Annotated in this window: 16 protein-coding genes and 1 pseudogene; 2 read left to right on the forward strand and 15 right to left on the reverse strand. The window is 70.7% G+C overall.

The features are described 5' to 3' along the window. Positions 1-46 precede the first annotated feature (46 nt). From JYK02_RS36200 to trmFO, 3 genes are all read right to left on the reverse strand, one after another. Positions 47-2,317: a kinesin gene (locus tag JYK02_RS36200; RefSeq protein ID WP_207057526.1), complete on the reverse strand. Its 2,271-nt coding sequence runs from the start codon at positions 2,315-2,317 to the stop codon at positions 47-49. 105 nt (positions 2,318-2,422) lie between these two features. Continuing rightward, positions 2,423-4,054, reverse strand: coding sequence for a PD40 domain-containing protein (locus JYK02_RS36205; protein ID WP_207057527.1), 1,632 nt, complete (start codon positions 4,052-4,054; stop codon positions 2,423-2,425). After that, positions 4,051-5,415 carry a methylenetetrahydrofolate--tRNA-(uracil(54)-C(5))-methyltransferase (FADH(2)-oxidizing) TrmFO gene (gene trmFO, locus JYK02_RS36210; RefSeq protein WP_207057528.1) on the reverse strand — a complete coding sequence of 455 codons (1,365 nt, stop codon included), beginning with the start codon at positions 5,413-5,415 and terminating at the stop codon, positions 4,051-4,053. The genes JYK02_RS36205 and trmFO overlap by 4 nt, the downstream gene beginning before the upstream one ends. Before the next feature lie 231 nt (positions 5,416-5,646). On the opposite strand from trmFO, the gene JYK02_RS36215 reads away from it, so the two are divergent. Further along, positions 5,647-6,039 carry a TraR/DksA family transcriptional regulator gene (locus JYK02_RS36215; RefSeq protein WP_207057529.1) on the forward strand — a complete coding sequence of 131 codons (393 nt, stop codon included), beginning with the start codon at positions 5,647-5,649 and terminating at the stop codon, positions 6,037-6,039. Between the two features lie 64 nt (positions 6,040-6,103). Here JYK02_RS36215 and JYK02_RS36220 read toward each other — a convergent pair whose 3' ends face one another. The 8 genes from JYK02_RS36220 to pgeF all read right to left on the reverse strand — a co-directional run bounded on the left by JYK02_RS36220 (position 6,104) and on the right by pgeF (position 15,011). Further along, entirely contained in the window at positions 6,104-6,682 is a 579-nt protein-coding gene (locus JYK02_RS36220) for an ExbD/TolR family protein (RefSeq protein WP_207057530.1), read from the reverse strand. Positions 6,683-6,684: 2 nt separating this feature from the next. Next, positions 6,685-7,212 (reverse strand): ExbD/TolR family protein, encoded by a 528-nt coding sequence (locus JYK02_RS36225; protein ID WP_207057531.1) that lies wholly within the window; start codon positions 7,210-7,212, stop codon positions 6,685-6,687. 28 nt (positions 7,213-7,240) lie between these two features. Next, the gene (locus JYK02_RS36230; RefSeq protein ID WP_207057532.1) at positions 7,241-7,996 is read right to left on the reverse strand and encodes a MotA/TolQ/ExbB proton channel family protein; all 756 of its coding nucleotides are present in this window, start codon (positions 7,994-7,996) and stop codon (positions 7,241-7,243) included. 166 nt (positions 7,997-8,162) lie between these two features. Then, positions 8,163-10,757, reverse strand: coding sequence for a type I DNA topoisomerase (topA, locus tag JYK02_RS36235; RefSeq protein ID WP_207057533.1), 2,595 nt, complete (start codon positions 10,755-10,757; stop codon positions 8,163-8,165). A 23-nt stretch (positions 10,758-10,780) separates the two neighbouring features. Further along, entirely contained in the window at positions 10,781-11,911 is a 1,131-nt protein-coding gene (locus tag JYK02_RS36240) for a DNA-processing protein DprA (protein WP_207057534.1), read from the reverse strand. A gap of 142 nt (positions 11,912-12,053) precedes the next feature. After that, the gene (locus JYK02_RS36245; RefSeq protein ID WP_207057535.1) at positions 12,054-13,271 is read right to left on the reverse strand and encodes a LysM peptidoglycan-binding domain-containing protein; all 1,218 of its coding nucleotides are present in this window, start codon (positions 13,269-13,271) and stop codon (positions 12,054-12,056) included. A 26-nt stretch (positions 13,272-13,297) separates the two neighbouring features. Further along, positions 13,298-14,170, reverse strand: a complete 873-nt coding sequence (locus JYK02_RS36250) for a tetratricopeptide repeat protein (protein ID WP_207057536.1) — start codon at positions 14,168-14,170, stop codon at positions 13,298-13,300. An 82-nt stretch (positions 14,171-14,252) separates the two neighbouring features. Continuing rightward, a complete protein-coding gene (gene pgeF / locus JYK02_RS36255) occupies positions 14,253-15,011 on the reverse strand; it encodes a peptidoglycan editing factor PgeF (RefSeq protein WP_207057537.1) in 759 nt (252 codons plus the stop codon). A gap of 228 nt (positions 15,012-15,239) precedes the next feature. Here pgeF and JYK02_RS36260 point away from each other — a divergent pair, with 228 nt between their 5' ends. Then, a complete protein-coding gene (locus JYK02_RS36260) occupies positions 15,240-17,165 on the forward strand; it encodes a GGDEF domain-containing protein (RefSeq protein WP_207057538.1) in 1,926 nt (641 codons plus the stop codon). 3 nt (positions 17,166-17,168) lie between these two features. Here the strand turns inward: JYK02_RS36260 and JYK02_RS36265 are convergent, their stop codons facing one another. From JYK02_RS36265 to JYK02_RS36280, 4 genes and pseudogenes are all read right to left on the reverse strand, one after another. Beyond that, positions 17,169-17,762 (reverse strand): SGNH/GDSL hydrolase family protein, encoded by a 594-nt coding sequence (locus JYK02_RS36265; RefSeq protein WP_207057539.1) that lies wholly within the window; start codon positions 17,760-17,762, stop codon positions 17,169-17,171. Positions 17,763-17,793: 31 nt separating this feature from the next. Next, positions 17,794-19,293 carry a trypsin-like peptidase domain-containing protein gene (locus JYK02_RS36270; RefSeq protein ID WP_207057540.1) on the reverse strand — a complete coding sequence of 500 codons (1,500 nt, stop codon included), beginning with the start codon at positions 19,291-19,293 and terminating at the stop codon, positions 17,794-17,796. A 101-nt stretch (positions 19,294-19,394) separates the two neighbouring features. Then, positions 19,395-20,984, reverse strand: coding sequence for a glycoside hydrolase family 57 protein (locus tag JYK02_RS36275; RefSeq protein ID WP_207057541.1), 1,590 nt, complete (start codon positions 20,982-20,984; stop codon positions 19,395-19,397). Positions 20,985-21,010: 26 nt separating this feature from the next. Then, positions 21,011-21,409 (reverse strand): annotated as a pseudogene (locus JYK02_RS36280) (hypothetical protein); the annotation flags it as partial.

Here is a 21,409-nt window from a genome sequence, read left to right on the forward strand (position 1 = left end):
GGGCCTCCCCGAGCCTCGCAAGATTCGCGTCGCTCCGCGAGCCCGCCTACTTCGCGGGCACGGGAGCGGGCGTGACCGGCACCACGGGAACGGCGCCCGCCGGCAGCTCCGTGGGCACCAGCTTGGGCAGCAGCACGCGGCACGCGTCCTCGGACAGCCAGTGGTACGTGCACAGCCACTCGGTGACGGGCACGCGCACCTGCCAGCCCAGCACGAAGAGGATGAGCAGCGTGAGGCCCAGGCGGGCCCCCAGTGACATGCGCTCGGCCTCGTCGTCGTCCTGCGTGTGGCGCAGCGCCCCGCGCACCAGGTCCACGCGGTCCACGCGCGCGCCCTTGGGCAGCCTTGGCTTGCGGGTGATGAGCGTGGCCACGCCGCGCGTGAGCATCAGCCGGTCGTTGAGCGCCCAGCCGGAGCCCTCCAGCAGCAGCGCCAGGTTGCGGCGGCGCAGCTTCAGCCACCCCAGCAACCCCGCGGGCGCCATCACCACGATGGCCAGGATGGTGGCCGCGGTGATGACGTCCACCAGCGTGAGCGACTTCACCTGCGTGAGGATGAACGCCAGCGACGAGCCCAGCGCCGCGAACGCGATGCCGCCCGCCGCGAGCACGCCCGCGAGGCCGCCTCCCGCCGGAGCCGCCGCGGGCGCCGCACCCGCCGGAGCCGGAGCGGCCGGGGGCGGAGGCGCGGTCACCGTCTGCTTGTAGCCGGACTCCAGCGACGCATCGAAGTCCTTCTCACCGGAGGCGGCCAGCCCCTCCACCTTGCTGGTGATGAACGCGCCGATGCGCATGAACGGCATGGTCATCGACTCCCAGAGCGACACGGGCTGACGGACGACCTGCGTGACGATGGCGTCGGACTCCTTGCCGTCCACGTCGTAGAACACGCCGCGCTTGCCCACGACGAGCTCCGTGCTGCGCCCCGCGGTGACGGGCACCGCCACCTCGTAGGCGTCCGTCGCGTCGCGGGGCATCACCTTCACGTAGAGGATGCAGGTGGTCCCCTGCCCCGTCAGCGCCGCGTGCGCCGGGCGGTCCGTCACCAGCACGGACAGCGTGTACTTGCGCCCGCCCAGGATGAGCGTGCCCTTCTCCATCAGCGCCCGCCGCTTGGGCAGGTACAGGTTGGGCATGCTGATGAAGTTGTTGGAGAACAGCAGCAGCCAGCGCTGGTACAGCACCAGCCGCTCCAGCTCCGCGATGACGTCCAGCGTGGGCTTGAGCGACAGGTCCTCGCGGCTCACCGCTTCCATCGCGTCCAGGTCCTCGTCGGACACCGCGCCCAGCGTGTCCGCCACCGCGTGCAGCGCGCTCGCGTCGCGCTTCGCCTGCCAGCCAAGGATGGCCTCCGCCTTCGCGGACAGCTCGCGCCACGCCGTGTCCGTCAGCTTCACGCCGTCGCCCAGCAGCGGCGTCGCCACCTCCTGGTGGAAGGCCTCCAGCTTCTCGTAGCCGGCGCCGCGGTACAGCCGCGCCCACACCAGCACGCCAGAGGGGTCCGGCGGCGCGATGGGCAGCTCGTTCGCGGCCTTGCCCATGGCGCCCAGGTCTCCCAGCGCGCCCTCCACGCGGTCCGCGCGCAGGCGCAGGCTGGCGGCGGCCTCCGGCTGCGCGGCCACCAGCCGGCACTGCACGAAGTAGCCGTCCAGCAGCGGCGCCACGTCGTGCACGCGCTTCGCCTGCTCCAGGCTCGCCGTGCCCCAGGTGAACACCGCGTCCCGGCCGCCCAGGTGCGCGAGCAGCGCCGTGCGTTCCTCGCGGAAGCGCTTCACCAGCCCCACGTCCACGCCCGCCAGGCCCGCGCGGTTCGTCAGCGGCGGGAAGGCCGCGATGATGGACTGGGCCAGGGGCCGCAGCCGCTCCGGCAGCGACACCGGCGCGATGATGCCGTCGCCATTCTTCCCCGCGTCGCGCAGCGCCTTGTCGCTGGTGCGCAGCTGCTCCAGCGACAGGCGCGTGGTGTCCGGCGCGTTGAGCGTGCGCAGCACCAGCTCCGCCGCGCCTCGGAGGTTGGATGCCGTGTCGGAGAGCGCTGAAAGCTCCAGCACGTCGCTGCCCGCGTCCGCGCCCTTGCGGTCCTTCAGCCGCGCCGCCGTCCAGTCCACCGCGGCGCGCAGCTCCTCCACCCGGATGCGGCGGTTGCCGTCCGCGTCCATCAGCGCGAGGAAGCGCGGATCACACGCGATGCCCTCCATGGGGCACGCGAGCGCCATCCACTGCGTGGCGGGGATCCTCACCGCCTCGGTGAGGGTGTTGAAGTCGGGGATGTCGACCTGGAGCGAGCCGCCATAGCGGCGATAGACGAGCTGTGCCATTTCAGCGCGCGAAGACAGCACACCCCGTCCGGCCGTGCACGCGGCAACGTCCGGCCGCGCCCGGGAAGGAGGGCCTGGGCGGCCCTCCCCTCCCTGGGTCACCCGCTACTGCGCGGTGGCGACGGCGCTGTAGACGCCGGGGTTCTGCCCCTGGCCGATGATGTAGACGGCCCGCGCGTCGTCCTTGCCCGCGAAGTACACGGGCACCTGCACGCCCTGGTCGAGCGTCTTGCGCGCCCCCGACTTCACGTCATAGACGGCCACGTCGTAGGTGTCCGAGTCCATGCGCGCGTACGTCGCGAGCACGCGCGCCCCGTCCTCCGAAATCTTGTAGCTGAAGATGCCCTGCATCCACGTCTTCGCCTCGGCCTGCTTCTCGCCCAGGTCCACGGCCTTGAAGTCACACGCGCGGCCGTTGCGGATGCAGTTGGTGCGGAACACCACCGCGCTGTTGTTCGGCGCGAAGCCGTAGCCGAACACGCCCGGCTGCACCTTCTCCGCCTTCTCCTGGCCCAGCGCGTACAGCATCAGGTCCACGGAGAACACCGGCTTCACGAAGCGCGACAGGAACGCGACGTAGCGGCTGTCCGAGCCCCACACGAAGTTGGGCACCAGGCTGCCCACGCGCTTGGGCGCGCCGTCCGGCAGCGACGCCACCGCCAGGGAGCCCGCGCGCGACGGCTGGTCGTACTTCTCCAGGAAGGCCACCGCCTTGGAGTCCGGCGCGAACGCCACCTCCTCCACGGCCTCCCCCAGCTTGCGCCCCGCGCCGCCGGACGCCGGGCCCACGTACAGGTCACCCAGTTGCTCCGGCTTGCCGTTCTCCGTGCGCGCCAGCCACTGGCCATCCGGAGAGAAGGCGAAGGCCTTCGTCCCCGTCGCCAGCTTCGTGCCCTTCAGCGCGGGCACCTCCGCGAGGAACAAGTCGTACATGCCGCGCACGGCCTCGCTGCGCACCTGGTAGGCCACGTGCTTGCCGTCGGAGGACACCAGGTAGTCACCCACCTGATCCGCCAGCTTGCGCGGCGGCTCGTTGGCACCCACCGTCACCGCCGCCAGCCCGCCCGCCGCGGACAGCCGGCGCTTGAAGAGCAGCGTCTTGCCGTCCGGGGTGAACTGCGCGGTGCTGACCTCGCCGGCCACGTCCTGGAACGGGCCCTGCGGCAGCTTGCCCAGCTTCAGCGTGCCCGCGTCCACGAACGCCACGTGCACGCCATCCGGGGACGGCAGCAGGTAACTCACCGCCGTGCCCAGCTTCACCGGCTCCGCCGCCGCGTCCGCGAGCGACAGCACGTTCAGCTCACCGGACTGAGAGGCCGGGTTGTAGCCCGTCACGTACAGGAGGTGCTTCGAGTCCTGGGAGAACAGCAGGCTGCCCGGCACGTTCGTCACGCCGTCGCCCAGCTCGCGCGACTTGCCGCCCGCCACCGGCACCACATGCAGCTGCCCCACCAGCATCTGCGGCGGGATGCCGTCCAGCCGTGGCTTCTGGCCGTTGAGCAGGAACGTGGCGTACTGCCCGTCCGGCGACAGCCGCAGGTCCGCCGCGCGTCCCGGCGCGAGCAACTGCCCCTGCCCGCCCACCACCGCGGTGCCCTTCGCCGCGCTGCGGACCGTGTCGCCCTGCGCGGCGCTGCGCTGGGAGGGCGGCGCGTTGTTGTCCTCGCCCTTCTTGCACCCCGACACCGCCACCAGACCCAAAAGGCCCACCAGGCCCACCATCCCAGGTCGCTTCATGCGCTCGTCTGTCCTTCCGTCTGGGCGACAACGCCCGCGAGTGGCAGCCAGGCCGCCAGGTCCTGCTTCGCCCGCGCCGAGTAGGCCGCGCGCTTGTCCGCCTTCTTCATCCGTCCCGACAGGGGCGGGAACAGGCCGTAGATGACGTTGGTGGGCTGGTGCGGATGATCCGGCGGGTGCGCTTCCCCGGTGAGGTGCCGGTACAGCGACCCCAGCGCCGTCGTCGCCGGAGGCGGCACGAACGGCGTGCCCGTCAGCCGCGCGTGCACCGCCAGCGCCACCATGTAGCCGCACGCCGCGCTCTCCACGTAGCCCTCCACGCCCGTCACCTGTCCCGCGAAGAACACCCGCCGCTCCGTCTTCAACGACAGGTCCTCCGCCAGCAGGCGGGGCGAGTCGATGAACGTGTTGCGGTGGATCTGCCCCATCCGCAGGAACTCCGCATTCTGGAGCCCCGGGATGCACGTGCTGAAGATGCGCTTCTGTTCACCCCACGTCAGACGCGTCTGGAAGCCCACCATGTTCCAGGCCGTGCCCGCCCGGTCCTCCATGCGCAGCTGCACCACCGCGTACGGGTCCGTCCCCGTGCGAGGGTCCTTCAGCCCCACCGGCTTCATGGGCCCGTAGGCCAGCGTGTCGTCTCCGCGCTCCGCCATCACCTCGATGGGAAGACACCCTTCGAAGTATTTGGGTTCTTCGAAACTGTGCGGAACGACCTTCTGGCCCGCCTTCACCTCGTGGACGAAGCGGTAGTACTCGTCCTTCGTCATGGGCAGGTTGAGGTAGTCGTCCCCGCCGCCCTTGCCGTAGCGGCTCTGGCGGAAGGCGATGTCCATGTCGATGGAGTCGCCGGACAGGATGGGCGCGATGGAGTCGTAGAAGTAGAGCTTCGTGCCCACGTGGCGCTCCAGGTCCGCCGTGAGCGCCTCCGACGTCAGCGGCCCCGTCGCCACCACCACCACGCCGTCCTCCGGCAGCCGCTCCACCTCACCGCCCACCAGCTCCACGCCCGCGCCGGACACCAGCCGCGTGGTGATTTCGCGGGAGAAGCCCTCGCGCTCCACCGCCAGCGCGTCGCCCGCGGGCACGCGGTGCAGGTCCGCGCTGGAGAGCACCAGCGAGCCCAGCGCGCGCAGCTCCGCGTGCAGCAGGCCAATGGCGCTCTCCGGGTTGTCCGAGCGCAGCGAGTTGCTGCACACCAGCTCCGCGAGCGTGTCCGACTTGTGCGCGGGGGAGCGCTTCTGCGGCTTCATCTCCCGCAGCACCACCGGAACACCGCGCCGCGCCAGCTGATACGCGCACTCCGTGCCGGCCAGGCCGCCACCAATCACCGTCACCCGCTGCTGCTTCACGTCCGACATGCATGCCTCCGGGCCCCCTCGTACCGGGTGCCCAAAGGGCCCTGTTAGCAGAGAGGCCACGCCCTTTCACGTCCGCCCGCCTGCCCTGCGTCCCACCATGCGTGCGGAACGGGAGGCGAGGTTTCCCCACCCCGGATCCAACCCTACGTTTCTCGCGGTCTTCGCTCGGGACGGGGAAGCGTCCGGGCGAGCGCCCTTCAACCGCGAATCTGGGATGGGAGTGACGCAGCCATGAGCCGAGCCAACGACTTGATGAAGATCCGGGGCCTGCTGCAGGAGCGCCGCAGGACGACCGAGACCGCCCAGGCGGGCGCCCGCCGCGAGCTGGCCGCGCTGAAGGATCAGGAGCGGGACCCCGAGTACGAGGAACAGGCGCAGGCGGAGCTGGCGGACTACACGCTGTCCACGCTGATTGAAGCGCAGCGCCGGGAGATCATGCTCATCGACGCCGCGCTCAGCCGCATGGACAACGACGTGTTCGGCGAGTGCGTGGACTGCGGCAACGAAATCTCCCTGGACCGGCTGGAGGCCATGCCCTTCGCCATCCGCTGTGAGGAGGACGCCGCCCTCCACGAGCAGGAGACGCGCGAGGCCGCGCGCCACGTGGGCAGCCTGTCTCTCTGAGACGAAGCCGTCCAAGCCCTCCCCCGTGCGTCCATCCCGCGCGGGGGAGTCGTGTGTCCGGCGGCTACTCGCTGTCGCGCTGGAGCACGATGAAGCGGTAGTTCTGTAGCTCGTTCACGCCCGCCGTGTAGAGCACCGTGAGCAGCAGGTCGTACGGGACCATCTTGTCCGCGATGACCGACAGCTCGTGGGTGAAGGGCGCCGCCGGGTTGCGCTCGGCGATGAACTTGAGCTTCTGCACTTCCTTCTTCAGCTGCGCGTCCAGCCCGAGCACCAAACGCTCACCCTGGAGCTGGGCCTTCGGGATCTGACCGTTCTCCAGCCGCACCACCTCTTTGTCCCCCACCAGGATGTTCTTGGGGGTGATGGTGATGGCCACCGTGTCCTTGGGCGTGGCGCGCGTGGAGGACACCGGCGGCCGGACGTCCTCGGACGCGGTGATGGCCGCGGAGGACGACGCGAAGGACTTCAGGAGGAACACCAGGATGATGGTCATCATGTCCATCATCGCGGTGATGTTGAGCTCCTTCACCTCGCTGGCGGCCTCGCGCTCCTTGCGCTTCTTGCGCGTGAGGGCCCGGCGGTAGCGCATGCGCGCGAGCTGCTCGGCTTCTTCGGCGGACAGGGGCGCGGGTTCGGTCATGGCTAGAGGACGCCCAGGGTGACGTCGGGGAAGAGCAGCTTGCGCTCGGCGGCGGTGCCGGCCGTCTCACGCAGGGCGTCCATCGTCTGGATCAGCGCCTCGTAGGGGATGTCCAGATCCGCCGCGACGATGACCTTCGTCTCCTGCGGGAAGGCGGCCTTGAGCTTCACCATGCGCTCGGTGAGCGCCGCGTAGTCGTGCGTGCCGTCCGCGCGCACCGGCACCGTGGGCGCCCCACCCTCCGCGGGCGCGGCCTCCGGGCTGTTGCCCCGGATGAAGAGCCCCTTGTGGGAGATGAGCACGGACAGGTTCAGCTTGGGCGCGTCCGCGTCCCCCTGCCCCGCGCCCGCCGTGGCGCCATAGCTGGGCGCGTTCACGTTGAGCGCGCCAAAGGCGGTGAGCCCGGTGATGGACAGCAGCATGAAGATGATGAGGTTCATGAGGATGTCGAGGTACGGGACGATGTTCAGCTCGCCCCCCTCTTCCTCTTCCCTCGGCTTCAGCTTGCGGCGCGAGTAGTGGAACGCCATGGCGTGTCCGGTGCCCGGTGACGAGGGCTTACGACGCGGCGCGGACGTCGGAGTCCGCGGGGACGACTTCCAGCGAGCCCCGGCGCGACAGCAGGTTCTCCAGCTTCAGCGCGTTGAGCTCCACCAGCTCCACCATGTTCTTGGCGTAGTTGCTGAAGAACAGGTGCGCCACGATGCAGAGCACCGCGATGGAGAGGCCGAAGCCCGTGTTGTACATGGCCTCCGAGATGCCGTTGGAGAGCAGCGCCTGCTTCTGCTCCGCCGGCACGTTGCCCAGCGCGCGGAAGGTGCCGATGAGGCCCACGATGGTGCCGACCAGGCCCACCAGCGTCGCGATGTTCGCGAGCGACCACAGCCACTGCACACGGCGCGAGACGTGCGGCGTGTACTCCGCCAGCGCCTCCTCCACCGCCTTGGCCACCTCCAGCTCACCGCGGTTCGCGTTGATGAGCCCCGCGCGGATGACGCGGGCCAGGGGCGAGCGCGGCGCCATGCCGCAGAACTTCACCGCGCGGTCCAGGTTGCCGCCGCGGACCATCTTGTGGACCTGCTCGATGAACGCCGTCGCGTTCAGGCGGTAGCGGAAGAGCAGCGTCACCGCGCGCTCGCCAATGACGGCCAGCGAGGCGGCCAGCCAGAACAGGTTCACGAACATGAACGGGCCGCCGGCCTTGAACGCGCCGACGATGAATTCCCCCAGGCCTCCGGAAGAAGCATGGCCCGCCGCGGCAGGGGCGGCCTCGGCCACCACCACGCGCAGCAACTCACTGACAGAGGGAATCATCGCGGGACCGCGTCCTTTCGCTGCCTCCCGCGCGCACCCCTGCCGCCAAGCGGGCAGGAGGCTGCGATCACGGGACAGGAGCAATCCGGACTTCTAGGGCTTCGCCCGCGAGGGTGTCAAGCCAGGGGGTAGAGCGTACCCCCCTGGAATGATTGGGCTTTTGCGCTCAGGCTTCCACGGTCGGCGTGGGAGCAGGCGCGGCCTCCGCGGAAGCCCCCGGAATGGCTGGCTCCACCACCTCGCGGCGGTAGTCGCACTCCTTGTTGGGGCAGGCGATGTAGGCGCCGTCCCGCTTGGAGAATTTCTGCAGCAGGTAGGGCGACGCGCACTGCGGGCAGGCCTCCGCGAGCGGCCGGTCCCACGCGGCGAACTTGCATTCCGGGTACCGGTTGCAGCCGAAGAAGATCTTCCCGCGGCCGCTGCGGCGCTCGGTGAGGTAGCCCACCTTGCACTCCGGGCAGTTGACGCCGATGGAGATGGGCTTGGACGTCTTGCAGTCCGGGTAGCCCGAGCACGCCATGAAGCGCCCGAAGCGGCCGCGCTTGATGACCATGGGCTTGCCGCACTTCTCACACTTCTCGTCCGTGGTCTCCTCCTCCACGATGACGATCTTCCCTTCCGCGTCCCGCTTGAAGTCCTTGGTGTTCTTGCAGTCGGGGTAGTTCGAGCACGCGAGGAAGTGGCCCATCTTCCCGAACTTGATGACGAACGGGTTGCCGCACTTCTCGCAGGCGATGTCGGTCTTGATCTCCTCGCGCTTGACGTCGCGCATCTCCGCTTCGGCCTTCTCCAGCGTCTCCTTGAAGGGGCCGTAGAAGTCGTGCAGCACCGTCTTCCAGGACGCGCCGCCGTCGGAGATCTGGTCCAGCTTCTCCTCCATGCTGGCCGTGAACGACACATCCAGCTCATGGGGGAAGTGCTTCACCAGCAGCTCGTTGGTCATCTGGCCCAGGTCCGTGGGGCGGAAGCGGCTCTCCAGCTTCTCCACGTACTTCTTGTCCTGGATGTTGGAGAGGATGGCCGCGTACGTGGACGGACGCCCGATGCCGCGCTCCTCCAGCTCCTTCACCAGCGTGGCCTCGCTGAAGCGCGGGGGCGGCTGGGTGAAGTGCTGCTCGTTGAGCAGCTTGTCCAGCGTGAGGACCTCGCCCTCGTTGAGCGGGGGCAGCTCGCCCACCGCGTCCTCGGCGGCATCCTCGCCGGCGGCCTTGGCCTTCTCCGCCGCGGCCTCTTCCTCCGGGGTGAGGCCGGCGCCGTAGACGCCCAGGTAGCCGGGGAACTTCAGGGTGCTGCCGGACGCGCGGAAGGTGGCGCGGCCCGCGGTGATGTCCGCGGCCGTCTGGTCATAGACGGCGGGCTTCATCTGGCACGCGACGAAGCGGTTCCAGATGAGCTCGTAGAGCCGGAACATGTCCAGCTCGTCCATGGCGTCGAAGAAGGGACGCACGCGCTCGGGCGGGTACTCCAGGGACGTGGGCCGGATGGCCTCGTGCGCGTCCTGGGCGCTCTTGCGGCTCTTGTAGACCATGGGCTCCGGCGGCAGGTAGTCCGCGCCGTACTTCTGCCCGATGAACTCGCGCACCTGCGTCACGGCGTCGTCGGACAGACGCGTGGAGTCCGTACGCATGTACGTGATGAGCGCCGTCTGGCCCTCCTCACCCAGCGGCACGCCTTCGTACAGCTTCTGCGCCAGCGTCATCGTCTTCTTGGCGGTGAAGTGCAGCCGGTTCGCCGCCTCCTGCTGGAGCTTGGAGGTGATGAAGGGCGCGGGCGCGTTGCGGCGGCGCTCCTTGCGGTCCACCTTCGTCACGGTGAAGGGGGAATCCTTCAGCTCCGCGACGAGCCCGTCCGTGGTGGCGCGGTCCTTGAGCTCCACCTTCTTGCCGTCCACGCGGGACAGCTTCGCCTTGAAGGGCGGCGGCCCCTGCGGGCCCTGCACCAGCGCGTCCAGCGTCCAGTACTCCTCGGGCTGGAAGGCCTTGATCTCCGCCTCGCGCTCGACAATCAGGCGCACCGCGACGGACTGCACGCGGCCGGCGGACAGGCCACGGCGGATCTTCTTCCAGAGCAGCGGCGAGATTTGATAGCCGACGAGCCGGTCGAGGATGCGGCGGGTCTGCTGCGAGTCGTAGTTGTCCTGGTTGAGCTCACGCGGCTGCGCGATGGCGTCCTGCACGGCGCGCTTGGTGATCTCGTTGAACGTCACGCGGAGCGAGTCCGGGTGGCCCAGCTCCTCCTTGATGTGCCAGGCGATGGCCTCGCCCTCGCGGTCGGGGTCCGTCGCCAGGAAGACGCGGTCCACCGTCTTGGCCATCTTCTTCAGCTCGTTGAGGACCTTCTCCTTGCCCTTGATGACCGTGTACTCGGGCTTGAAGTCGTCCTCGACGTCGACGCCAATCTTGCTCTTGGGCAGGTCCTTCACGTGGCCCACGGAGGCCTTCACCGTGTAGCCGGAGCCCAGGTACTTCTTGATGGTCTTCGCCTTGGCGGGCGACTCCACGACGACCAGGTAGTGCGGGCCCTTGCCACGGCGCTCGGGCACTTCCTCTTCGGCGTCCGCGTCCGCGTCCACGGTGGGCAAGTCGTCGGCGTCGGCGCCACGGCGGCGGGCCGCCGTCTTCTTCTTGGCGGTGGTCTTCTTCGCCGCCGTCTTCTTCTTGGCGGCCTTCTTGGCCGCCGGCTTCTTCGAGGCCGCCTTCTTGGGCGTCTCCTCCGCCGTCGCGTCCGTCTGCGCCGCCTGTGTCTTCTTCCGCGTGGCCATGGCTCTCCTACCTCGAACTGCCTCTAAACCTTCTCGTACCGTTTACCCGGGTGCTGGACCACCAGCCCCGACAATTCCAACTCCACCAGGGCGCTCGTGAGCGCCGCGGGCGACAGCGGGCTTGCGGCGAGCACCTCGTCGAACGAGCGGGGAACCCGGTCCAACAGCCCGTAGGCCCCGCGCGCTTCCGCCGACAGCGCCTCCCACCACCCGGCATCCCGTCCCGCCGGCACCGCACGGACCGGATGAACGCCCACCACCGCACAGATCGTTTCAGCGGACGTGCACGCACGGGCCCGCCCGTCCGCCAGCAGGGCGTTGCAGCCCGCCGCGGCCGGCTGCCAGACGTCCCCGGGCAGCGCGAACACCGGCCGGCCCTGCACCCGCGCGGCGTCCGCCGTGTACAGGGCTCCAGAGCCCTCCCCGGCCCGCATCACCAGCACCGCGTCCGACGCGCCAGCGATGAGCCGGTTTCGCCGGGGGAACGTCGTCGTGCTCGCCCGGACCCCGGGCGGCAGCTCGCTGAAGTACACCCCGCCCCGCTCCAGGAAGTGCGGCAGCAGCCGGGCCTGGGCCGGGTCCAGCGCGTCCAGCGCGGAGCCCAGGAAGGCCCACGTCTCCCCGCCCACGTCCAGCGCGCCCCAGTGGCACGCCCGGTCCACGCCCTCCGCCGCGCCCGACACCACCCCCACGCCGGCCTGGGCCACCCGCCGGGCGAAGGTGCGCGCGAACGGCAGGAAGCCCTGGTCCGGATGGCGGCTGCCCACCATGGCCAGCCTGCGACGGGGAGGCCCCGGGTTGCCCAGGTAGAACAGGAGCGGCGGCGCGTCCTCCACCCCCACCAGCCGGGCGGGATAGGCCGGCGTGCCCGCGAAGGCCACCTGGAGCCCCGCCCGGGCACAGGCCTCCTCCGTCCGGGACGCGAGGGCGTCCAGCGATGCGACGGCGGCCAGCCGCTGGCGGACGGGGGCGGGCACCGGCACGTCGGATACCCAGTCCCGCACGGGCGTGGCCGCGAGCCGGCCCAGCGCTCCCCCGGCGAACGCACGCACGGCGGCCAACGTCCGGGGCCCCAGGCCAGAAATGGCCCAGAGCGCCAGGGTGGCGCGCTGCTCGTCCCAGGGTGGGTTGATGTCCGTCGCTGTGTCCGCCATGCCGTCCCCGCCTGTTTCCCACCTATATAGAGGTGGTCCCGGGAGGGGCGTGACACATAACACCGGAACTTCGGGGGTCAAGCGACCCGCCCTTCCCGGGCGGGCCGGAATGCAGCATTCCTGCCGTTGGCCGCCGTCGGATTCAGCGGCTGGCGGTGGGCGTTCCGTCCTTGCGCATGGTGGCGCGGTCGCCGGCGGAGATCTCCACCAGGGAGCGGGTCACCAGGCAGTTGGAGGTGCGCTCACGCACTTCGGTGACCATGCACTGGGCCACGGCCTCCCAGGGCCAGGCCTTCTTGCCCTTGCCCGTGTTACCCACCTTGGCGTCGCTGCGGCCGAGCACGTCCAGGCTCGGGTCGCCGCGGCGCTCGATGGTGAAGGTGTTGCCCAGTTGCACGCCGTCCGCGGTGCCGCGGTCCACGACGACGAAGTGGTGCTCGCCCAGCAGCGTCTGGCCCGGCGTCATCGGCGTGAGCACGTAGCCGGCGACCTCCTTGCTGTTGGGCTTGGGGGCGATGCGCTCCGCCAGCTTCTCGCTGGAGGGGCCCACCAGGTCGCCGCGGGAGATGGGGTCCCACGTCTCCATGATGCGGGCGGTCATCACGTCGTTGTTGATGGCGACGACCTGCACCGTGCCCAGGAGCTCCGTGAGGTAGCCCGTGCGCGCGCCGGTCACCGGGTGCTTCACCTCTTCCACGGTGTGGAAGATGACGTAGCGGTCGCCAATCTTGGCGGCGCCGCGCTTCTTGAAGCTCAGGTAGACCTTCTCCGGGGCGGAGAGCATCAGCGCCTCGGAGGGCGAGCCGTCGATGCGGCCCGCCTCGTCCAGCTCGCGCGTCGTCACGAAGCCCTTGGTCGTCACCGGGCGCGCGTTGGCGGGGTCGTAGCCGATCTTCCCGACCACCGACACCAGGCGGCCACCGCTCACGTCCGTGGGCGCCGCCACGTCGTCGGAGGGCAGGTCGCCGCCCTCCACGCGCGCGGGGACCTCCTCGCCGCCGGCGAAGAACTTCACGTTGTTGCCCGGGTAGATCCAGTGCGGGTTGGCGATCTGCGGGTTGTAGGACCAGACCTTGGGCCAGTACCAGGGGCTGCCCAGGTAGCGCTGGGACAGGTCCCACAGCGTGTCGCCGGTCTCCACGGTGTGCACCTGGCCGGGCGCGCTCTCACGGCCCTGCGGGGCGCCGGGCGGCAGCGTGACGGAGGTGGGCCGCTGCTCCACGTCGTCGGAGATGTCCTGCCCTTCGGTCTCCGTGGAGGCCGGCTGGGGTTCCTCCTCCTGCGCGTCCTGGGCGAAAGCCGTCCATGCCGGCGCGACGGTGAGGGGCACGAGCAGGGAGGCGAGGATCCGGGAGCGCATCGGACGACGTCCTTTCACAAAAGGGCTTACGGCGAGAGCGCGGCGAGCCGCTGCTCCGCCTGCGTGGCGGCGGCCGTCCCCGGGAACTGGGTGACGACGCGGGTATAGAGGGCTCGGGCATCCACGGCCTGGTTCAGCCGCACCCGGCACTCCGCGAGCCGGAGCATGCCGTCCTGGACGGCATCCCCAGCGGGGTAGTTCTTGATGAGCCGTTCGAACGTCTTCACCGCGGCGGGCGTGTCCTTGAGGCCCATCTGGCCCAGGCCGCTGAAGTACAGCGCGTTGTCGGCGCGGGGGTGGCGCGGGTTCTCGGACGCGAAGCGCAGGAGCGTCTCCACGCCGCCCTCCACGTTGCCGGTGCGCAGCATGGCCACCGCGCGCTCGTACTCGGCGTCGAGGATGTCCGGGTCCTTCTCCGGAACCTCCATGCGGGAGGGCGCCGCCGAGCCTGAGCCCACGGAGCCCGTGCCCGAGGAGCCCTCCGCCGGGGAGATGAACATCTCCATCTGATCCTGATCCGGCTCCATCACCGCGACCGCGGTGTTGATGCGCGGCGCGGGTTCCTTCTTCGGCTTGAGCCGCACCACCGTCAGCTCCGCCGGGGCCATGCCCAGCGCCTCGCCCCCTTCGGACGAGGCGGCGGACGCGGCGGCGTCAGGCTTCGCGCTCGCGGCGGGCGCCGGGGAAGCCGGGGCGACGGAGCGGGCGCGGGAGACGGCGTCGCGGTTCTCCAGCCGCTCCAGGCGCTCCACCAGCGACGCCTGGGCGGCGCGCAGGGTGCGCACCTCCGCCTCCAGCCGGCCCACTTCCGTCTGGGAAGCGGCGGTGGTGGCGCAGGCGGTCGGCGCGGACAGCGCGACAGCGGCAAACAGGCGGAAGAGGAAGGGACGCACCGGCACGAGCCTGGACGGAGGGGATTCCACGTCGAGGATAGGAAGGCCGGTCGGAGACCGTCAAGAAAACGACCCGGACGGGCCCCTGCTAGAAGCGGTGCACCACGAAGTTGAGGTGACGCCCGGTGCGTCCCGCGTCGCGCCGGTGGGAGAAGAACCGGTCGCGCTCACATGCCGTACAGGCCTGTAGCACGTCCACCTGCCCCGGCTTCAGCCCCGCCTTCAGGAGCGACGCCTTCACCGCGCTCGGCAGGTCCAGGTGCGGCTTGGGCCCCTCGCGGACGACGTCCGGACCGAAGCGCGCGCGGAAGCGCTCCCCCAGCTCCGCGGACACCTCGTAGCAGCACGCCTGGATGCAGGGGCCCACCGCCGCCAGCAGGTGCTCCGGCTGGCTGCCGCGCGCCACGAGCGCCTCCACCGCGCGGGCGCTGATCTCCAGGTCCGTGCCCTTCCATCCGGAGTGCACCGCCGCCACGCGCCCGCCGCGCGGATCAACAATCAGCACCGGCACGCAGTCCGCGGTGCCCACCGCCACCCAGCTCCCCTCCCCTTCCGTCCAGAGCGCGTCCGCTTCGCCCAGCGTCGGGCGCAGCACCTCGTCCGCTCCGCCGCGCGCCTCCAGCACCGTGTCGCCATGCACCTGCGACACCCGGCAGAGCGCGCCCAGCTTCGCGCCCGCGGCCTGGGCCAGGCGGCGGTGGTTCTCCTCCACATGCGCGCGCTCGTCGCCCACGGAGAAGCCCAGGTTCAGCGACGCGTAGGGCCCTTCGGACACCCCGCCCGCGCGCGTGGCGAAGCCGTGCGGCACCGGCAGCAGCGCGGACGTGAGGAACTGGGGCGTGGACATGGGCGGACTTCCTAACCCCGGCGGGCGTTCCGGGCGCGGACTTCGGGCGGACGCCCACCGTGACATGGGCGCAGCCCCTGAAAACAGGAACATGCTGAGTACCCACACCCCAGGTTCAATATTTCGACGCCAGTACGTTTGACAGGGCGTGTCATGCCCCTGACAATTTTCAACACTCCGGCTCTCGCGGACAGGACGCGGAAGCCCGGAGCACACTGCGCCCCGCACATGGCCCTCGGTTCCGAGACGATTGGCAGGAAGCTCTTGTGGAGCATCGCCCTGCCCGGGTTGGTGGTGGCGCTGCTGGGCGTGGGGCACTTCTCGCGCGAGGCGCGACAGGCCGTGCGCGAGGGCACGCACCTGGAGGCGCTCGCGCTGGCGGAGGCCGTCGCCTCCACCTTCCTGCTGCCGCAGGCACCGGGCGCGGCGCCGCATGGCGCGGTGGCGGACGTGCTGTCGTCGGACACGCGGCTGTTCCGCTCCGTGGAGGACCTGCGGGTGCTGACGCCGGACGGGCGCATCCGCTGGAGCCGGCGGCCGGCCGAGCAGGGCCACCCGCATCCGGAGGCCGCGCGGCTGTCCGCCACGGGGCCGGAGACGGCGCGCTCCAGCGAGCACGGCACGGAGGTGGTGCGGCCGCTGGGCGGTCCGGAGTGCGCCGGCTGCCACACCGGAGAAGCCGCGCAGCGCATGGGCGTGCTCCAGGTGCGCCTGGGGGAGCCCACGCTGCACCGCCAGCTCCAGACAGTGTTCCAGGACGCGCTGGGCGCGATGGTGTTCTTCGTGGGCATCCTGGGGCTCGTCACCTGGCTGTCGCTGCGCTTCGTGCTCACCGCGCCGCTCAAGCGGCTGAGCGAGGCCATGGGGCGCGCGGCGGACGGCGACCTGCTGGTGCGCGCCGAGGCGCGGGGCACGGACGAGATTTCGCGGCTGGGCGCGGCCTTCAACGGGATGCTCGCGCGGCTCACCTCCATGAAGGTGGAGGAGATCGACACGCACCGCGACCTCCAGTTGGTGAAGGAGAAGCTGGCGCTGAAGGACGAGCTGGAGGAGCGCCTGCGGGAGCTGTCGCTGCTGTACGACGTGGCCCGCTCGCTCAACACCACGCTGGAGCTGGACGAGCTCCTGTCGCGCATCACCCGCATGGTGGTGGAGCGGCTGCACATCCCCGACTTCTCCATCATGCTCCTCAACGAGGAGGGGCTGCTGGAGGTGAAGCACGCGTGGCCGCAGGGCCGGGGCCTGGAGGGCCACACCTTCGCCATGGGCGAGGGCGCCTGCGGACGGGCCGCCCAGACGCGCAAGGCGGTGTACCTGCCGGACCTCACGGACCCCACCAGCATCTTCGCGCGGCGCGGCCTGCGCGGCGGCTCCGAGCAGGGCACGCTCCTGGCGGTGCCCATGGTGCACGCGGACACCCTGCTGGGCGTCATCAACTTCCAGCGCCCGGAGACGGCGAGCATCTCCGCGGAGGAGATTGAACTCTTCACCGCCGTGGCGGATCAGGCCGCGACGGCGGTGACGAACGCGCGCCTGCACGCGGAGACCGTGAAGCTCACGCTGACGGACGCGCTCACGGGCGTGCCCAACCGCCGCCACCTCTTCCAGCGGCTGGACCTGGAGCTGGCGCGGGCCCAGCGCTTCGGCGTGCCGCTGGCCCTGCTGATGGTGGACGTGGACCACTTCAAGCGGCTCAACGACCTGGCCGGGCACCGCGCCGGAGACGAGACGCTGCGCCGGGTCTCCGACGTGCTGCGCACCCGCGCGCGCAAGGTGGACACGCTGGGGCGCTACGGCGGCGAGGAGTTCGTGCTGCTCCTGCCGCAGGTGTCCAAGGCCACGGCGGTGGAGGTCGCGGAGACGCTGCGCCGCGCGGTGGCGGACGCCGTCACGCTCAACCGTCCGGGGCTGCCCGGCGGTCACGTCACGGTGTCCATCGGCGTCTCGCACTTCCCCACGGACGCGACGTCGCAGGACATGCTCGTGGACTGCGCGGACTCGGCGCTCTATTGCAGCAAGCGGACGGGGCGCAACCGCGTGACGGCGTTCGAGCCCGGCATGGAGGTGCATCCCGGCCGCGAGCGCAGCATCAACGCGCCGCCCACGGACGCGCCCGCCACGCCGCCCGGACCTCCCGGCATCGCGAAGGCCTGACGCCTACCGCTGCACGAGCGTGCGGACCACCGGCAGCATCAGGTCCGCCCACTCGTCGTAGCCCACGGCGGACGGGTGGAAGCCGTCCGAGCAGAAGAAGTCCGGACGCCGGGGGATCATCTCGCGGCTGGCCTCGTAGAGGTCCACCAGGTGCAGGCCGTGCGCGCGCGCCACCGAGGCGATGGCCGCGTTGAACGGCTCGATGCGCCCTTCGTACAGCGCGCTGGGCACCATCTTCGCGATGGGCGCGAGCGCCATGTCCGCGATGTTCACCACCACCATGGACGCGCCGGTCTGCTTCAGCCGCCGGGCGATGCGGTCCAGGTCGTCCTGGAACTCCGCCACCTCGGTGCCGCGCCAGATGTCGTTGGTGCCCACGCCCAGGGTGATGAGCGTGGGCTGCAACGCGATGACGCGCTTGAGGGCGTTGTTGACGACGTCGCGCACGCGCGCGCCGCTCTGCCCCAGGTTGGTATGGCCCACGGGGAGGCCCTGCTGCCGGAGGCGGGAGGCGAGCCGGTCGGGATAGCCCCCGCCCTGCGACGCCCCCACCCCCACCGCCGTGCTGTCACCCAACGAGACGTAGTTGACGCTCATCGACGTTCGTCCACCCCCGTGCCCCGCGGCCTCAGGGCATCTTCAGCGCGCGCAGCAGACGGCCGCCGCCCGGGCCGGCCACGCGCAGCAGCAGCGTGCTGCCCGCGGGCGCGGCGCGGATGACCGCGGCCAGCTCCTTCGCGCTCGCGATGGGCTTGCGGTTCGCCTCCACCACCAGCATGCCCGGCGCCAGCTGCGCGCGGTCCGCGGGCGAGCCCGGGACGATGTCGGTGATGAGCGCGCCGGCGCGCTCGGTGAAGCCGGCCTGGGACGCGGTCCGCGCATCCAGGTCCTGCAGGGACACGCCCACGCGGCGCGAGCTGTCCTGCTCGTCGGAGACCTCCGGCTTCTTCTTGGACAGGCCCTCCAGGTCCGGCCGGGTGCCCATGGTGACCTTGGCGTCCTGCTTCTTTCCGTCGCGGTAGAGGCTCAGGGTCACCACGCTGCCGGGCTTCTTGAGCGCCACGGTGCGGGTGAGCTCGCTGTCGGAGCGCACGTTCTGCCCGTCCACCGCGACCACCACGTCATCCGGCTTGAGCCCCGCCTTCGCCGCGGGCGAGCCGGGGTTGATCTGCGTGAGGATGGCGCCCTCGTTCACCGGCAGCTTCAGCGCCTGCGCCAGGTCGCGGTTGAGGGGCTGGATGCCCACGCCCAGCCAGCCGCGCGTGACGGAGCCGCTCTTCTCCAGCTGCGGCAGCAGCGCCTTGATGAGGTTGCTGGGCACGGAGAAGCCGATGCCCGTGCCGCCGCCGACGATGGCGGTGTTGATGCCCACCACCTCGCCCTTCATGTTGAAGAGCGGGCCGCCGGAGTTGCCGGGGTTGATGGCCGCGTCCGTCTGGAGGAAGTCGTCGTACGCGCTGGCGCCAATCTCCCGGGCCCGCGCGGACAGGATGCCCACGCTCACGCTGGAGGCCAGGCCGAACGGGTTGCCGATGGCCAGCACCCAGTCCCCCACGCGCACCGCGTCCGAGTCCCCCAGCTTCACGGTGGGAAGCTGATCCACCTTCTCCTTGATCTTCACCACGGCCACGTCGGTGAGCGGGTCGCGCCCCACCACCTCGCCCGTGAACGAACGGCCGTCGTCCAGGCGGATGGTGATGGTGACCGCGTCCTCGATGACGTGGTTGTTGGTGAGCACTAGGCCCTTGGGGTCGATGATGAAGCCGGACCCGGCGCCCTGGCGGATCTGCTCGCGCTCGCTGCGGCCGCGGCCCCGCCCGTTGCCCCCGAAGAACTTGTCGAAGAGGGGGTTGTCCTCCATGCCCTCGGGCATCTCGGGACGGGCCTGCACGTCCACGTTCACCACGGCGGACTTCACGGACTCCACCAGCGGCGCCAGCGAGGCCAGCGACTGGGCCTCACGCGTGGCGGGCTGGAGGTTGCCGGCCTGACCGGAGACCGCCTGCTGCGTCTTGGGCGCGGACGGCGGCGGGGTGGCGGGCGCCTGCGCGAGGGCCAGCGTGGGCGACACCAGCACCAGCACGGCGGCCACGAGCTTGCGACGGAACGGAGGGAGCGTGTGGGTCATGGATTCCTCAACCTAAAGCGGAAACGAAGCCCCGCAACCGGAACGACCGCTTCCGGTGACGGAAGGTGAACCCCCAACCCGGCCGCCTGTTCCCGGGGCGCTCAACCGGGCCGGTAGACGCGGTAGTCCAGCTCGGGGAACAGGTTGTCCCGGGCCTCCACGTGGGAGAGCCAGGGCTCGTCGACGGTGCCGGCGCGCACCTGGTCGTGCAGGCGCAGGAAGCGCTGCAGGTGCTCCTTCGTGCGGCGCACGGCGTAGTCCACCATGGTGCCGGTCTTCATGATGAAGGCCCAGTCGGAGGACTGCGCGAGCAGCAGCTCGCGCGCGGCCTGGTTCAGGGCCCGGCGCTTGAGCGACGACGCGTCCGGGAAGTCCCGGGCCAGCTCCACCATCTGCCGCGCGGCGTGGTTCAGATGCCGGTAGATCCAGTCGTTGGTCCCGTCCAGCCACATGTTCGCGTAGCCACCCGCGCCCCAGGACGACATGGGCGGCGTGGCCACCTGGTTCTCCGGGTGCTCGCGCAGGTCGTCCAGCGGGCTGATGAGCTGGAAGCGGCTGGGGTTGCGCGCGGCCTGGCGGATGAGCGCGTCGATGAAGTGGGGCCCTTCGAACCACCAGTGGCCGAAGAGCTCGGCGTCGTACGGCGCGACGACCACGGGCTTGCGGCCGCCCATGCGTGACGCGAGGTACTCGAACTGGCGCTCACGGTTGAAGAGGAAGTTGCCCGCGTGGACCCAGGCGCGCTCGCGGGCGGCGGCCGGGTTGTAGGGCTGCTTGTCGTTCGTCTTGCCGGTGATGCGGAAGTACTTGAAGCCGGTGTTCTTGCGGTCGCCGGTGGGCTGGATGAAGGGCCGGATGTAGTCCAGGTCCAGGTCCCAGCCGATGTCCCGGTAGAACTCGCGGTAGACGGGGTCGCCCGGGTAGCCGTGCTCGGTGCTCCAGACCTGCTGGCTGCTCTCCGGGTCGCGGGCGAAGGCGGCGACGCCGGGCTCGGTGAAGATGGGCGCGTAGGGGCCGTGCAGCGGGCGGGGCGTGGCGTCGGTGAGCGCGTGCGTGTCGACGAAGAAGTAGCGGATGCGCTCGGCGGAGAGGACGCGCTCCAGACCCGGGTAGTAGCCGCACTCGGCCAGCCAGATGCCGGCGGGGTCGCGGCCGAAGTTCTGGCGGTAGTGGTTCGCCGCGACGGTGACCTGGGCGCGCACGGCCTCCGGCGTCTGCTGCATGAGCGGCAGGAAGCCGTGGGTCGCGTTGCAGGTGAGGATGTCCAGGTGGCCGGAGTCCTGGAGCCTGCGGAACGCGGCCACGAGGTCGCGCTTGTAGTGGTTGTGGTACGCGAGGCGCAGCGATTCGAAGTGGTCGCGGTGGAAGACGGCCAGCGGGTGGAAGGTGGCGTCGTCGCGGGTGCGGTGCACCTCGCGGGCGCCCAGCTCGCAGAGCAGGTCCAGCCGCCGGGCGTAGCGCTCACGCAAGAGGTCGTCGTTGAGCATCGACACGAGCGTGGGCGACAGCGTCATCGTCACCCGGAAGGGGACGCGGTCCTCCACGAGCGTGTCGAACACGCGCAAGAGCGGCAGGTACGTCTCGGAGATGGCCTCGTAGAGCCAGTCTTCCTCGAGGAAGTCCTCGTATTCGGGGTGGCGGACGAACGGCAGGTGCGCGTGAAGGACCAGCGCGAGGGAGCCCAGGCTCATAGGTCGGTCGGAGAGGCCGTGCGGGTTCACTTACGTCCGCGGCGTGAGGGCCGGGACTTGGAGGAGGACTTGGAGCCCGGAGTCTTGGGCTCTGACTCGGTCTTGGCCGCCTTCGGAGGCGCGGCGGAGGGAGCGGCAGGTGGCTCCGCCTTCGCGGGCGCAGGGCTCGAAGGCAGGGAGGCCACCGCGGCCTTCCGAGCGGCCTCACGGGCCTTGTCGAGCGCACGCTGTTCGGACGCGGTGGGGCCGCGCTCCACGCTCAGGGCCCACGGGTCCTTGGGAGGCTCGGGCTCCGAGGGTCGCCACGCATCTCGCCACGCATCTGGAGAGCCCGCCGCCTGAGCAGGTGAGCCGGAGGACGCAGAAGCCTCGGCGATGGGAGGCGACACGGGCAGGTCCCGCGCTTCCAGCACCTCACCCGCACG

Origin of the sequence: Corallococcus macrosporus (assembly GCF_017302985.1) — a bacterium.
Classification (GTDB): Bacteria; Myxococcota; Myxococcia; order Myxococcales; family Myxococcaceae; genus Corallococcus; species Corallococcus macrosporus_A.